14 protein-coding genes are annotated in these 15,354 nt (G+C 36.5%); 3 read left to right on the top strand and 11 right to left on the bottom strand.

Features of this window, described 5'->3' with window-relative positions; all coding sequences use genetic code 11:
- Window positions 1-64 precede the first annotated feature (64 nt).
- Window positions 65-2,119 carry a peptidoglycan D,D-transpeptidase FtsI family protein gene (locus COD11_RS25015; RefSeq protein ID WP_255301707.1) on the bottom strand — a complete coding sequence of 685 codons (2,055 nt, stop codon included), beginning with the start codon at window positions 2,117-2,119 and terminating at the stop codon, window positions 65-67.
- Window positions 2,120-2,271: 152 nt separating this feature from the next.
- On the opposite strand from COD11_RS25015, the gene COD11_RS25010 reads away from it, so the two are divergent.
- The gene (locus COD11_RS25010) at window positions 2,272-2,658 is read left to right on the top strand and encodes a BlaI/MecI/CopY family transcriptional regulator (RefSeq protein ID WP_098799601.1); all 387 of its coding nucleotides are present in this window, start codon (window positions 2,272-2,274) and stop codon (window positions 2,656-2,658) included.
- A 1-nt stretch (window position 2,659) separates the two neighbouring features.
- Complete coding sequence (locus COD11_RS25005; protein ID WP_098799600.1) at window positions 2,660-4,462, top strand: BlaR1 family beta-lactam sensor/signal transducer; 1,803 nt, start codon at window positions 2,660-2,662, stop codon at window positions 4,460-4,462.
- Between the two features lie 157 nt (window positions 4,463-4,619).
- On the opposite strand, the gene COD11_RS25000 is transcribed toward COD11_RS25005, so the two are convergent.
- From COD11_RS25000 to COD11_RS24980, 5 genes are all read right to left on the bottom strand, one after another.
- A complete protein-coding gene (locus tag COD11_RS25000; protein ID WP_098799599.1) occupies window positions 4,620-6,185 on the bottom strand; it encodes a SagB family peptide dehydrogenase in 1,566 nt (521 codons plus the stop codon).
- Between the two features lie 17 nt (window positions 6,186-6,202).
- Window positions 6,203-8,149: a TOMM precursor leader peptide-binding protein gene (locus tag COD11_RS24995; protein WP_442919987.1), complete on the bottom strand. Its 1,947-nt coding sequence runs from the start codon at window positions 8,147-8,149 to the stop codon at window positions 6,203-6,205.
- Window positions 8,150-8,151: 2 nt separating this feature from the next.
- Complete coding sequence (locus COD11_RS24990; protein WP_098799597.1) at window positions 8,152-10,050, bottom strand: putative thiazole-containing bacteriocin maturation protein; 1,899 nt, start codon at window positions 10,048-10,050, stop codon at window positions 8,152-8,154.
- Between the two features lie 151 nt (window positions 10,051-10,201).
- Window positions 10,202-10,513: a hypothetical protein gene (locus tag COD11_RS24985; protein ID WP_231309760.1), complete on the bottom strand. Its 312-nt coding sequence runs from the start codon at window positions 10,511-10,513 to the stop codon at window positions 10,202-10,204.
- Between the two features lie 482 nt (window positions 10,514-10,995).
- Window positions 10,996-11,394, bottom strand: coding sequence for a VOC family protein (locus COD11_RS24980; RefSeq protein ID WP_098799595.1), 399 nt, complete (start codon window positions 11,392-11,394; stop codon window positions 10,996-10,998).
- A 335-nt stretch (window positions 11,395-11,729) separates the two neighbouring features.
- Between COD11_RS24980 and COD11_RS24975 the strand changes: the two genes are divergently transcribed.
- The gene (locus COD11_RS24975) at window positions 11,730-12,728 is read left to right on the top strand and encodes a hypothetical protein (RefSeq protein WP_098799594.1); all 999 of its coding nucleotides are present in this window, start codon (window positions 11,730-11,732) and stop codon (window positions 12,726-12,728) included.
- 71 nt (window positions 12,729-12,799) lie between these two features.
- Here the strand turns inward: COD11_RS24975 and COD11_RS27805 are convergent, their stop codons facing one another.
- From COD11_RS27805 to COD11_RS24955, 5 genes are all read right to left on the bottom strand, one after another.
- Window positions 12,800-12,931: a hypothetical protein gene (locus COD11_RS27805; protein ID WP_255301706.1), complete on the bottom strand. Its 132-nt coding sequence runs from the start codon at window positions 12,929-12,931 to the stop codon at window positions 12,800-12,802.
- Entirely contained in the window at window positions 12,928-13,419 is a 492-nt protein-coding gene (locus COD11_RS24970) for a hypothetical protein (protein ID WP_098799593.1), read from the bottom strand. The genes COD11_RS27805 and COD11_RS24970 overlap by 4 nt, the downstream gene beginning before the upstream one ends.
- A 132-nt stretch (window positions 13,420-13,551) precedes the next feature.
- Window positions 13,552-14,352 carry a DUF817 domain-containing protein gene (locus COD11_RS24965; protein ID WP_098799592.1) on the bottom strand — a complete coding sequence of 267 codons (801 nt, stop codon included), beginning with the start codon at window positions 14,350-14,352 and terminating at the stop codon, window positions 13,552-13,554.
- Window positions 14,353-14,385: 33 nt separating this feature from the next.
- A complete protein-coding gene (locus COD11_RS24960; protein WP_098799591.1) occupies window positions 14,386-14,604 on the bottom strand; it encodes a helix-turn-helix domain-containing protein in 219 nt (72 codons plus the stop codon).
- Between the two features lie 10 nt (window positions 14,605-14,614).
- Window positions 14,615-15,097 carry a DUF2975 domain-containing protein gene (locus COD11_RS24955; protein WP_098799590.1) on the bottom strand — a complete coding sequence of 161 codons (483 nt, stop codon included), beginning with the start codon at window positions 15,095-15,097 and terminating at the stop codon, window positions 14,615-14,617.
- Window positions 15,098-15,354: the final 257 nt, after the last annotated feature.

Raw genomic sequence — 15,354 nt, 5'->3', positions numbered from 1 at the left:
AATTGTAAGTTTTAAGGGTAAATCATCTAGTTTGCTCTTTTGCTAATAGTATTCGCTTTAAAACTTAATCTACCTTTAAATCAAAATATGCTTTTAAAATTTTTTGTCCTATATACTTATTAACCGGGTCAGTATCACTATCTAAATATGGAACAGCAATTGAGAACGCTACTTCTGGATTGTGAAAAGGAGCATAGCCGATTAGTGTTAAATTGTAAGTTGCGTATGTTTTTTTCGTGTTTGGGTCTTGATAAAAAGACTGAGCTGTCCCTGTTTTTCCTGCTGCTTGAGATTCATTGTATCTACGATCTCCACCAAAATATTTATAAGCAGTTCCACCGGGACTTTGGTACACTTGTCTAAATCCTTCTTGCACCTGACGTAAATATTTATCTTCCATTGTGATTTTATTCAATACTTCTGGTTGAAATGCTTGAAACACCGGTCCTATCTCATTAGTACTTGAAGGTGTATGAATCGTTTTTACTAATTGCGGCTTCAATCTATAACCACCATTTGCAATAGTTGAAATATACTGTGCTAATTGCATCGTTGTATAGTTATCATACTGTCCGATAGAAAGGTCAAGGAATAAACCGGGTTTTGTATACGCTTGTTTCCCTATTAAGCCATCTGATTCATTTGGAAGATCAATTCCGGTTTTCACACCTAATCCGAACTGACTAAAATCATTTCTAAATTCTTGTACTGCCTCTGGCTTTTTAGGAAGTGACATCCCTGATTGGTATTCCTTTCCCATCATCCCAATGACCGTTTTAAACATATATACATTTGATGACTTTTTTAACGCGCCTTCAATTCCATTTGTACCTAATGATGTTGAATGTGATCCTTTCAATGGTGTCCCTTTTAAATTTAATTTTTCATCACTAAAAATTGTATCAGATTTAATGGAGCCCGATTCTAAACCGGCTAATATTGTTGCCCCTTTTACTACTGAACCCATTTCAAACTGAGAATTAATTGTTCCCAATGCATAGTCCCGAAACATGTTTTTCCCGTTTTCGCGAACAAGCTGCTTACCAGCCATAGACAGTACTTCCCCTGTGTTAGGGTTCATCATGACGACAAAGGCACGATCTAAGAATCTGTTTCTTCCCTTTGCTCTGCTAAGTTCATCTTGAATCACTTGTTCTACTAGCTTCTGCAGCTCAAAATCAATTGATAGGACGAGATCTCTCCCACGTTGGCCTTCTGAGATTTTCTCTGTTTCCAATAGGTTTCCATTTTGATCTGTTATATGTTTTATCTTTGCTTTTTGACCTTTTAGGATTTCTTCATAAAATAATTCGAGCTGACTTTTTCCAACTCGATCATTTCGGTTATATCCTCTAGATAAATAGTATTCTAAGTTAGAGTTTGGTAATCCTTCTGATGATGATGATACATTGCCTAAAACTGAACGAAAAATATGTTCGTGTGGATAAAGGCGGTCCCAATCAGTTGAAAGATCAACATTCGGCAAATCGGCTAAATGCTCTCCTATGATAGCAAACTCTTCGTCAGTCACATTTCTTTTAATAACTTGTGGAGTTAGAGCATAGCCACTATTCATGTTAGTAAATATTGCCGCAACTTTAAGCTCTTCCTTGGAAATTCCCTTTAAATCTTGAGAGTTAATTCGTTCAATTTGTCGATTATACCGATCTTTATCAGTTAACGTTTCATCTAGTAATTCATCTTTTTTAATCTTATTTCTTGCCTGAGCAGGTCTAGTGACAATCCAATAATCCTTTAAATCTCTCTCTTTCATATTCTCTTCATCTATATCAATCATTTTCGAAAGCACCTTTGCTGTTTCTACCATTTCTTTAGAAGTTGTTCCCTTCATCCTCGTATACGTAATTGCTTTGACTAGCACATTATCTACAATGACCCTTTCATTTCGGTCATATATTTTACCTCTAGGAACCGGAGTACTAACGACCATATCCACCGTTTTATTTACTTCTTTTTTATATTCTTCACCGTAAACAATCTGAACATAACCAAGTCTAATAATTAGAGCCACAAAAAATAAAAATACGATAAAAAAGAGTATGTTAACCCTTAAAAGTCTATTTTTTTGTACCCTGCGTTGTTCAATTTTAACTGTCAAAACATGATCTCCTTTCGAATTTTTTTGAATGAATAAGCTAAATATTACACATGTAATATTTAGTGTCAATCCTTTTTGTTGCTTCATTGACTTCGTCATATAGGCAGAATATAATAAAAATATTACAACTGTAAGTTTAAAAGGTGGTTTGTATGAAAAAAATACCGCAAATTTCAGATGCTGAATTAGAAGTAATGAAAATAATATGGAAATACCCTGCCATTAATACGAATGAAGTGATTGAAAAATTATCAAAAACAAGTGATTGGAGTCCTAAAACAATCCAAACAATGTTGTTAAGGTTGATTAAAAAAGGAGCACTAAAAAATCATAAAGAAGGCCGTATATTTGTTTATACAGCAAATGTAGAGGAAAGTGATTATGTAGAAGTTGAAAGTCATAGTTTCTTAAATCGCTTTTATAATGGTACTTTAAATTCAATGGTATTAAATTTCTTAGAAAAAGATAAGCTGTCTGAGAATGAAATTAATGAATTGCATCGAATATTAGAAGATCGCAAGAACAAAAGGAAACATTAATATGGACAATTCTTTCTTCACTCTCTTCTTTATTAGTAACATCATTTTATCTGTCATTTTTTGTACGATTATTGGTATAAAAAAAGGATTAAAGAAGCAAATAACTGTTAGTACACAATATCATTTAAGTATGATCTCTCTTTTGGTATTGATTGCTCCTTTTATTCCCACTCATTTTCTAGGGATGAATGATTTAATACACTTTGGAATTAGTTCTTCAACATTAACAAACACCCAATCTCCGGCTAACATGACAGAAACCATGTTTCAGAATGGAAATTGGCAACAAGATTTTCCTACTTCAATTGAACAATCACCTTATCGAATTCTGGATTTTATCTTGTTTTACGTGTGGCTAGCAGGAATGATTATTATGCTTTTGGCTACACTAATTAGTAATCTTAGAATCTATAGGGTCAAAAAAAGTCTAAAAGTAGTTGACCACGGTGAATTATCAATCCTTCTTACAACATGTAAAGAAGAAATAGACTATCAAAAAGGAGTCGTTTTAGGATATTCATCTTTGGTAAAGTCCCCTATTACCTTTGGGCTTATGAAACCAATCATTGTTCTACCACAAGATCAACCCATGCTTAGTTATGACGATATGAGGTGTGTTTTGCTTCATGAGTTGGTCCATTGTAAACGTAAAGATATACTAATTAATTATTTCCTGGGTCTGTCTAGAATCGTTTATTGGTTTAATCCACTCGTTTGGTATTTTTTAAGTAACATGAAAACAGAGATGGAGATTACTTGTGATTATGCTGTTTTAAAAAAGCTGGATGAGGAATCTCAACTTAAATATGGAGAGGTTATTTTAAAATTTGCTTCTCAAGCAAAACAAACCCTACCTTTGATTGCTGCTTCAGAAATTAGTAGCTCGTATAAACAAGTAAAACGGCGTATTGTGACAATTGTAAATTTCCAAGTAGAATCAAAAAAGCAAAAAATAAAAAGTTCACTAATCTTTATGGCTGTTCTTGCTATCATCTTAAGCAGTATTCCTTCTATATCGGTATTAGCCTTTATCAAAGATCAACATTCTTTTTCAGAACAAAATGTGGTGTACAAAGATTATCAGACTCTTTTTCATAATCTTACAGGAAGTGCCGTACTATACAACACCAAGATGGATCGGTACATGATTTATAATGAAGATGAAAGCACAACTAGGTATGCTCCCAATTCCACTTATAAAATATTTAGTGCATTGTTTGCATTAGAAAACGAGATTATTACAAAAGAAAATTCTAGAATGACCTGGGACGGAACTCTCCACAAATATGATAAGTGGAATCAAGACCAAGATTTATTTACCGCAATGAAGAATTCAACAACATGGTATTTTCAACATCTTGATCAGCAGCTTGGTAAAAAGAAGTTGCAAACTTACTACGAACAAATTGGCTATGGAAGCAAAGATATATCAAGTGACATAGCTAATTATTGGATGGATGGTCACTTAAAAATCTCCCCTGTTGAGCAGATCGATATGTTGAAAAGATTTTATAATAATGAATTCTCTTTTGATCAATCGAACATACAGACTGTCAAAGACTCGTTACTTCTAGAAGATTCAAATGAACTTCGATTATCAGGTAAAACGGGAACTGCAGATGTAAACGGAGAAAATGTTAATGGTTGGTTTATTGGATATGTAGAGACAGCGGATAATACATTTTTCTTTGCCGTTCATATAGAAGGAGAAAAAGACGCAGGTGGAAGCGATGCAGCGAAGATCGCCCTTTCTATTTTGGAGAAGGAAGGTATATATAGACCTAGTGTTAAAAAATCATCATGACTTTTCTAAATACTTTGCTACCATTCCCCTTTCTTGTAAGAAGTTAGTAGATAAAATGATTGGGTTTACCTATATTTTAAAAACGTTCCTTACCATTATGTAAGGAACGTTTTTACTTTGCTTTACTATATTCTTCTCCACTCTAATCTGACTTCTATTAAGTGTGAAGTCTTCCCATAAGCCAGGGCCGTTGTCGATAAGGACCTATTGGAATTTGTATTAAGCTTGTTTTTCCAAGTGGGTCTAAGTTGTAAATATGATCTGTTACGTTCACGTTGAAACCGAGGAGCGGATGCCCGCCCATTTCAAGCGCAGATGCTGCCAAAAGCAATTTTTGGACAAGCATCCCCGTTTCCATTTGTTGAATTCGATAGCCTCTGTAACCAAGTGAATCTTTATAGTGATCATTATCACCAACAACATGCAGGGTGATCGGTACTTGTAGTAAATTAACATTATCTAATGACAACCCAGATTGTAGTAGGAGCCTATGATCTCCTGCATTCACCAGGTATAATGAATGCTCAATATTGTCATAAAAATAAGCTCCATCAGGGATTCCTTCAATATTATACAAACAGACGTAAATAGAGACACGTGAATCATCTGAATGTTCTTTCTCTAAGTCATTTCGATAACGGAAAGATGCTGTTGCCTCATATAGAAGAGAAGCAAGTTCTTGTTTACTTATTTTTTTCAATTGAAAATCCATGTCAGGGGAAAATCGCTTTTGACATGTAGACATAAAATCGTACGAAAGCCGATTAACTAGGGGTAAGGAGACCACCTTACCCTCTTCATTTCTTCTCTCCTTTTTCTCGAACCAGCGAAAAGGTGTAGAATGAAGCATAGAAGCTTCATTCATTTTTATTAACATTGGAAATTCTTTTATATTCTTTGTACGAACGTATTGCTTCGTCTGAATTGGCCTTATTTCTCGTATTAAATCATTAGTTAAAACATTCTCGCTATGACGGTTTCCTGACCACATGGCTGGTTCTACTGTTAGTGGGATGACTGAATATATGCTTTCTTCTTGTTCCTTAAAACCAAGCAGATGGTTAATTGCACGATCAAGATATTGATAATAAACACCTGATGCAAATCCAAAACGTTTTGCTACTTCTATTAACTGCCCCATCAGAACACCTGCATCTAACCCCTGTAGCCTGTAAGAAAAATTATTGTACTTAAAAAAGTTTTTCCAAAACATCGTTGATATAAAAACAGTCCCAAAGCAAGATGTAAGATCACATCGACTTCCAAGTGAACGAGTAAGATAATTATCAAAATTACCTTCACGTAGTAATACTAAACGGTGATGTGAGACATCAAAATGGTAAAGGCCATCAGGCACATCGTCAATTTTTAAATATACGTATAATTCGTTTGGATACAATGCTCCACCTGAAGGAGCAAACCTTCTATATGATTGCATGACTTCTAGCTCTTTCTTGGTAGAAATCATCGGTGCAACAGACTGACTAAATTGAGTAATTCCATAAACATACCAAAGAAAATGACCGATTTTCCGAAGATCTGGTTTTACAGGCACTTCCTGAGCTTCAAGAGTTAGGGGTATATCCAAAGATAGTGGGATTTCGGGTAAGTGATAGTAAAGCTTGTAAGCAAGTGGACCATCTTCCCAATCCACTTCCCAGTTCGGAATGCTTGCTTTATCAATGTCAAAATGTAAGTTATGCAGAAACTCATCAAGAATCACCCTTCCAGCCTCCCTTCTTATGGAAACGGGTGTGGAAGTGGATTAAGCTTTTCACGTGTCAGAGGTTCTGTTGTATACCCCAGTTCCATAGGGACACGTAATATTCTCTCTAACCCTGATATGCGCTTTAAATGATGTCCAAATGTCATCGGAAGCATTCCAGGAATCAACACTTTTACACAATGTAAACCGTTTCGCTTAATTTCCGGTGTTGTTTGATCGATTACAATAACGTCCATGTTTGCGCTTTTTATCGCTTGAAGAATATCTTGAAGATCATCGGTAAGGTCAGCATGGCTTGACCTCCACTTGAATTCCTCGTTAAACGTATTAGCTGGTTGGTTATTGTTAAGTAAAAAATGTAGGCGCTCTTCTGCTTCTGCTAAACCATATAACATGCCATGGTCATCCATCTGTTGAACTAAAGAAGAATCGTGTAACATACGCATATATCCCTCTTTGTTTGCCTCGAATTTCTCATCAAGGGTCAACATCATGCCAGCCAACTCATGAACAGCAGTTTTCACAGCCCGCACCGGATCTAAATGAGCCCCTGCTGCACAGATAAGATTCAATCCTTTTTGCTTTCTGCTTTTTGCCAGTGCGACAATGCTTGGGATTCCGTGTTCCATTGTTGAGTTATATAAATACAAATCATATCCACCAACTGCTCTCATTCTGTCAATCATCAACACTAGTTCTTCATCTTCAGTAGAGTAAGGATCTAGACGAGTCAAAGACAATTGTGCATACCAGGTCATAAGAAACGAATCGCGCTCGACCACTTCCATAATGCCGTAAAAAATAGCCTCTTCTAAACTACCTCCTAATGCACATCCGTTGGAGGTTTCATAGACAAATCCTCGTGAACCACACCCCAAACTATAATAGGCAAGTAACTCTGGAACTAGAATCGGTCGCTCTTGTAAAAATGAATAGCCCCATACCCATTTCATTGGACTTTCAGGATCAAATTTTTCAAAGGGAAAGCCCGAACGTTGATACTGATCTTTTTCATGTTCACCCACCAATTGAGGGTTTAAGGCTTGCTCTTTCAAATTTTCATAGCTATCAAATACTACTGTTCGTTTGCCACGGGGCTCAAGCCCACAGTATCGTTCCAATCCTTCTAAGATCGCAGTTAATTCACTTGCTGCGTATGAATTTGTACGACCGGCTGTTCCCTCATCTCCCTCAAACAAAGGTAAATTTACACTTACGTCGGCAAATGGAGGAATAAGATTATACATTTTATCATTAAGAAGTCCTGTTCGAGAATCAAGATAGTCTTTGTCTAACACGCTTTTCAGATCATCTAATGAACGAGTTCGGTAACTTTCCATACTTACTTTCGGACTTTTCTGAAGAGAAATTCGGGCTAAACCCGGTGAATCGTCAGGTATGGAACTACATACCGTACATTGAGGAACAGGCAAGAAGGAATGCCATGAACTCTTCAATGTTTTGAGGTTGACTATACCAAGCCTCTTCTCTGAATAAAGCTGTTTCTCTTTTATGAACCTTTGAATCTCGGATTTAAGGAGATGAATCATCTGTATGAACCCTGTCCGTGAAGTCCAGGATGAGTTTTGTGTTTTGCCAGAACTCTCTAATTCTTTTTGCATGCGCCACATCTCTTGACGATGATTTCCTGTTAAAACACGTCGTAGATCTGCGCACTCTGAGCAACCAGGAATTCCAGGTTGAACCAAAGGTCCTATAATGCCTTCACCAAATGATACAAAGCCTCGAAGCCACGGGGTATTGCTTGCTCGAAAAACGTCTTCTGCGTTTTGATGAATAGATGGGTTCCATTCATCTTGTAAGACCAGAGCCAAATCAATTGATTCTGGTACAACTGTATCAACTTGAGTTTGACGAATTATCAGATATTCTGAAGAAAGTTCTGTACAAAAAATGTCAGCTAACAAGCCCTCTCCAACAACTAACAAATCAGCACACACCTTCATCCCTCCTCTCGAACGACAACTCCAAATAACCCCGCTAAGCCTTCTTTTAAAATTGGTTCTGCTTCAAGTTCATAGATGGTAAGTTGCTTTTTGTTCTGATTCAATCGTTCCTTAGCCGATTGCAATAGCTCAGAATGTTTTTGATTATCAAAATCAGGGATATTTATCTGTTGAGGTGTTTTTTCATCAAATAATACCGATGATGCGACTAAGCCTTTTGATGTTAAAGGATCTTCTTGATTTTGCAGGTTAAAAAGAGCCTGTTGCAATGCTTTTCTTAACGCCAAGGTTATATTGAGATCTACACTTCCATACCATCCATTTTTCGTCCCAATCCATACAATAGGGAATCCAGTTACTTCCTCTCCTACTCCAATAATGGGTTCACCCTGTATTGTTGATAATGATTGTAAATAATACCTACACCTTTCATCTTCAACTTTCTTTAACTTGACTCGAGATAGAGAAATCATATCGTTTGAGTGATTTCTCTTCATCTTCTGTACTAAATAACTTTGTAACCCGCGACATACACTTTCTGTATATGTTTCACCTGCTCCTACAGAAACTTCTTTTGGCAGATCAAGCACGGTAGATAATCGATTCCCATATGCTTCTAGACCAGCTAAACCCGCTTCCCTCCTAGCCTCCTCATGTGTTAGTCCAGAACAAATCATACTTTTTAATACCTCAGCAGGTCCAACAGACAATGGGTCGGTGGGTAAGACTCGGCACTGAGCTAACGGAAGTTGAACCAAATCACCTTCATCCCAAACTTGAAAAATACCAGTTGATTTTGATGTTAACTTATTGAAAAAAAGTAGTAATTTACCCATTTCTTGTCTTTGCATATCTCCTTGAATTCGCGCCTCATCATCGTCTACAAGTTTAGCACCTGTATGTCCAGTCACAAATGGATGAGGAAGAAAAGTATTCCAGTTACCTTCCATCGTTTCTAAATTCAGTAAAAAGATTTGATTATTCTGTTCTCGTTCCGTTACACCGGTAATGTTTTTAAACAATTCAAAGACAATCAAATTAGAAAGCATAGCTCCAGCCGTGTAGGAAAAGTTTGAAATGTGATTTTCTTTGAAAAGCTGAGATCGATGTATCCTTCTCCATGCAGATTCAAAGCAATGATCTGAATTTGGTAAAACAAAAGGCCCCGCAATTCCTACCTGTTGTAAACATAAAGCCGGAATAAACACCTTGTTTTCTTCTCTACAAATGTTATGTAGGAGCTTTAGCTCTTCTACATTTCCCTCTTGTGACACGTACAAAATATAATCAAATGGTTCCACAATTTCCTTCCAAGAACTTAGTGAAATCTCCCCCACGGCTACCTCAGAATCTGAAATTCGGGCATGTGCCACGAGTTCCTGAAGCCGCTGAATATTCGTCTGATTTCGATCTGTGATGAGTGTTCGAAACTTGGGTAACCCGGAATCTAGTAAAGCTGAAACCAATGAAACAAACATTTCTCCCGAGCCAATTGCCAATGCTTTTGCCTGGCGATATCTCTGAAATCGGAACGCGGCAGAATCTACAAAACTGTCGATAAATTCAATTTGTGAAGCATGCTTTTTTAGAACCTGTTCAGACAATGAATACGGCTGGTCCTGACTCACATCTTTTACAAATCCATTTTGATACAATGTTTCCGCGATTTCGTACACTCGATCTCGATACGGTCCTTGTAATCCGTTTGTTAAACTCTCTAATGTGTGTTCACCATTGAACATCGGTAATAGTTTTTCAACCCATTTATCGATCATGCTGCCTTCCATACGAAACGAACTTACATTATTCCGAAAATATACACCGCTGTTAGCTTCAGGGAGAAAAAACGTATCCCTTTTCACCTTCAACCGCATAGAAGGGTACAAATTCGTCATACTGTTCCTCCTTAGCCGTAGCTGCCAGTATCTTTCCATTTCATTACTAACATCTTATGTATCGGAAATTGTCCCATATGTTTACTTTCAATGAGAAAAAGCCTCTACATCAAAATATAGAGGCTTACTGTATTCCATTATGGTACTTATCCTATCTGCCTCCGCAGCGGCCTCCACCGCCGCAACGGTTACCATCACTACAACGGCCTCCACCGCCGCAACGACCATCACTACAACGGCCACCGCCACCACAACGGCCTCCACCACCACAGCGACCTCCGCAATTATAGCAGCTGAAACAGCTATAACAACTATAACAACTGAAACAGCTATAACAGTTAAAGCAGCTATAACAGCGAAGAATACTACCGACACCAAAGTAAAACCTTTCATCATCATTATAGTATTGGTTCGGGTCATAAGGTACGGCCTGAGTAGCTTGATAGTCTCCTAGATTTAACATCTGAAGATCATGTTGAAAATCATTCATTCAGTAAAACCTCCTCAAAATATTTGCCTTAAAACAGTAACGAGAGACGAACTTGTAAATTCAAGCTGCGTTTCTGGTAGAAACATACTTCTTCAACAAATTATGTAAATTGGGTGGGTATTGCTACTGGTAAAAAAGCCTAATTTGAATTTTCAGAAAAGAAGTTGGGAAATAAATTGAATTACCACCTAATAATAAATAGTAACAGCAAATATGAAAGGTGATTTTCTAAATGAATACTTCACTTCTTGAAAAACAATTAAAGGATATGAGCAGCTTCGAAAAAAAGTATTCAGGAACACATTTTCAAACATTGCTGCATCAGAACTAGCCCTTGATCTTGATAGAGGGACAGGTTCCTTGACACATATAAATGAGATACTGTCCGGTTCGGTTCCTAGTTGAGTAAAATTCACCAAAAAAGGGACAGTGTACCTGTCCCTCTATCCCCGCCTCTATCCCCGTAAGCCTTCTGAATTCATTAAAACGATTCTCCAGCCATCTGGATCTTCAATTGTTACTCCTTTATTCCTCCAATAAGGATTTTCTGGTTCCACTTCATCGTATCCTAGGGAAGATAATCGATCTTTCACGACTCTTATTTCATCTTTTTCTGGTATGTAAAATACAAGCAGATTATCTTTGGTAGGAGCGGGACATGGACTCCCTTCCATATGCCTAGTAAACTCTAAATGATAATCTACATCAGGTAATCCGAACATTACTCCATCATACCCGTCATGATTTTCAAATGAGCCTACTCTTTTTAAACCTAAACCTTCTTCATAAAAGGTAATCACTTCCTCGAATTTATTTGTTGGCCGCGCAATCCGAAATTGGACGAATTTTTTCATTTTACTCTCTCCTCATCTATTTCTATATCATAATGGTAACCCTCAACAATAAGTATCTTCACGACCAAATGCAGGAATTTCCCCTACACCTTTAGTCGGAGATATAAAAGAACATATTGAATTAAGTATTTAAAGCGTGTAAAAATCAAATATCTTCAATCTACATTTTTATCTCTTTATTCAAGATTGGCACTTTATCCCTAAATCGGGACAGTGTGCCTGTCCCCTCGTCCCAACTCAAGTGACTTTTGTCACATCTTTATTCCTGAACTACGAGCTATAATCAGTTTATCATTCTTATTAACTATATATTTTACATCAGAGGAGCTATATAAATGAAAAAGTCATTTCTATCTATTTTATTCTTAATCATTATATTCTTAACACCTAGTTTTGCAGGAGCACATGTGAAGTGGTTTACAAAGTTAGAGCCTGAGAAAATTTCAATTGAACAGATCTTATCACCTTTATTTATAGGTGTTGCTTTACTTAGTGCGATAATTTTAGCATTACTACCACAAATAATGGATAAATTACTAAACATTCCTTTTGCAAAAAAGGTAGACACAAAACTTTCTGATTGGCGAAAATACTCAAGGTATATTTTAAAATACGGTACAGCTCTATGTTTAACGATCCAAGTAGTAAGTGGGACGATGTTTGCACCAGAGTTTCATATTGAGCATACGTGGCAAATGATCTTCATGTGGATTACGATTGGAGCTTTAGTCATACCTTCCCATTACGCTACAAAACTTGGAGCAACAATGATGTTTGTTTTATTTTCTTATATATGGATCAATACAGGTTGGTTTCATATGCTAGATTATGGATTTTATATTGCAATTATTGGGGTACTTTTAATTGGTCATACAAAATTTGAAAACTGGGGATTTCCTTTTTTATATTTAGGAACTGGTTTAAGCTTATGTTGGGTTGCAGTAGAAAAATGGGTTTATCCAACAATGACTTTGGACATTATTCATCACCATGGAGTGCCTACATTTGGCTTTGATCCTGTTTCATTCACAGTGTTGGCTGCATTTATCGAGTTTTTAATAGGATATTTATTAGTAATCGGAATTTTAAATCGATTATTAGGTTTGGTTGTGACAATTGTGTTTGTTCTCACAACTATGTTATTTGGGGTAACCGAAGTAATTGGACATGCGATGATTCACGTAATTCTTGTCATCTTTATTATCGAAGGCGTATCCTTCTACCAACCTCCAATTAAAATTCATAAAACAAGCTGGGATCAAATAATTTTTGTTTTCCTAAATTTTATCTTTGTTCTATCAACTTTCTTATTAATTTACTATCGATTTGCATAAGATGGGACGAGGGGTCAGGTTCATTGTCCCATGTTTACACACCGGGACAGTGAACCTGTCCCGGTGTCCCATTATTTTTTGCGAACATTATCATTTGGCGAGTCACCAGTTCCATTTTTAGCGTCGCTGTTAGGAGTACCAAAGATTTGATTATCTGCTGTTACTTTTGCTCCCACTTGGAACTTTTCTTTTGTTTTTTTCATGCTTTTTCACCTCCTCCTTCTGCTTCTCTTCCTCTTACTTTTTCTATTAAATATTGTACGCCATATAATAAATATGCTTTGTAGTGAATATATAGAAAGAATTTAGGATAGCTTAATCGATTCAAGCGGAAGATTTTTATTTTGTGAAGAAATGGAATAAAGAGATAAGCGAATAATCCGTTGAAAATAGCATTTACTAAAACAAATTTTATAAAGTTTCCATATGTATACTTAAGGATCCACATTGAAGCTGGTATATATGGACCAACATCAAAAGGAAGTTCATCTCTTACAAAATTTTTTGGCTTATCATAAAAGGTCCAATACTTTTTTCTACGTCCATTGATATGACTAAAAATTTCATACATACCTATTAATGCACTCGAAAGAGAATATCGCTTCAAACTTTGCTTACCTATAAATAGTACAGATAACCATGGGATGACGATTATAGATAAATTAAATAGTTTGTGTTTCTTTGAAGTCATACGTATACACCGACCTTACATTTTTCAATATTACTTAGCATATCCAAATAACATTTTGATCATGTAACTTAGTATAAACAGTAAAAAAGACATATCCTTGTTTGGGGGACATGTCATATTGAACAATTCTTATTAATTAAAGCTAGAAGATTGACGGGAATCATGCTTAGTCAAATTCTTCCCCTTCACCTGCTTTAACGTTGCTACGATAAGAAAACTAACAATCACTAATAACAGCCATGAACTTACCTTTCCTAAATGAACGAGACTCCACGCTTCCGTTTGGTTTGGATATTCCCAAGCGCCAAAGAAGGTTGCGATATTTTCTGCTATCCATATAAAAAATCCAATGAGAACAAATGATAGTGCGATTGGCATGCGATAACGAGTTCCATTTATCTCATAAAAAACCCATGATTGCCAAAAGACAATAATAACAAGTCCCGATAACCACCATCGGAGATCAATCCAAAAGTGGTGAGTGAAGAAATTCAAATAAATGGCAGCCGCAAGTGGTACAACCATCTTTAACGGTGGCCACTTCACGAGTTCAACATTAAGTCTCCTCCATGCCTGACAAAGATAACTCGCTACACTTGCGTACATGAATCCACTATACAATGGCACTCCAAGGATTTTTGAATACCCTTCCTCAGGATAAGACCAGGAACCCATATGTACTTTAAAAAGTTCAAGTGCTAGTCCGATAAGGTGGAACACTGTAATTACCTTTAGTTCATCCTTTGTTTCCAGTCCAGAACGTACCATCCACCACTGCATCAAAAGACAAATAATAAGCAGCCAATCATAACGTGGAATAAAAGGGAGTGGAATAACTTGTGTAATAGCCAAAGAGGCAAAAATAACGATAGGAAACAAGCAAGATAATGCCTGCTTCCAACCAAAACGAACAAGCTGTTTTAGTGCTCTCATACTTTCTGCCTCCAATATTCGTTAAGTATCTTCTTATTCGAGATCTTCATCACCTCTGTACTCTAAAATATCTCCAGGCTGACAATCTAATGCCTTACAAATTGCATCTAAAGTTGATAAGCGAATGGCTTTTGCCTTTCCATTTTTCAAGATCGATAGGTTCGCCATTGTAATACCAACCCGCTCCGAAAGCTCTGTTACACTCATTTTCCTTTTAGCCAACATCACATCAACATTGATAATAATTGCCATATTTATCACCTCAAACCGTTAAGTCATTTTCTGATTTTATATCAATCGCTTCTTTTAACAGTTTTTGAAGAACAGCCGCAAAGACTGCGATGACCATCGAAGCAAACGGAACAATTAATCCAACAAAGATAACACCTGGGGCATCATCTATTTCCGCAAAAAGATAGAAAAGCGGTAACACTAGCACATGCAACCCACTGATCGTAATGGCACAATATTTGATTTTTCTTAGGGCTTTTACAGACAAACCAGAAAAAGCTTCATTTTTATCAATATATTGTAAAAGTTTAAAAGCCTGAAACAACGCAAAGAAATAAGGTAATGCAGATGCGTAAAAAATGGTGGAAACGAGATATTTAATAAAAGCAATATCAGGCAGTAGTTCTGCCGAAACATCCCCTAACTCAGGCACCAAAAAAATGCATATAGCAAGTACCGGTAATCCCAATAAAATAACTGCAATTTTCAGAAAAAGTGTTGACATTAGTTTCATAAAACACACCTCACATAATTGTTTTCATATTGAATTTAACATAATATTTATCGATTTACAATAAATTTTTGTTAAAGGGCGTGAAGGGCATGGGAAGGGCATGGGGACAGGTCCGTTGTCCCAAAAAATAGGCGTTCTCGTTCCTGTTAAGTGAGCTAAATTTTCTTTATCATTTTTGTGATTATGGGACAAGGAACCTGTCCCTTTGTCCCCAAAAAAGAAAACTGGTCCACAAAAGGAGGCCACTGAAAAAGTCC

It is taken from the genome of Bacillus sp. AFS040349 (assembly GCF_002577655.1).
Taxonomy (GTDB): Bacteria; Bacillota; Bacilli; order Bacillales; family Bacillaceae; genus Metabacillus.
Note: the sequence above shows the minus strand (reverse complement) of the source record. Positions and strands in the feature narration are given on the sequence as shown.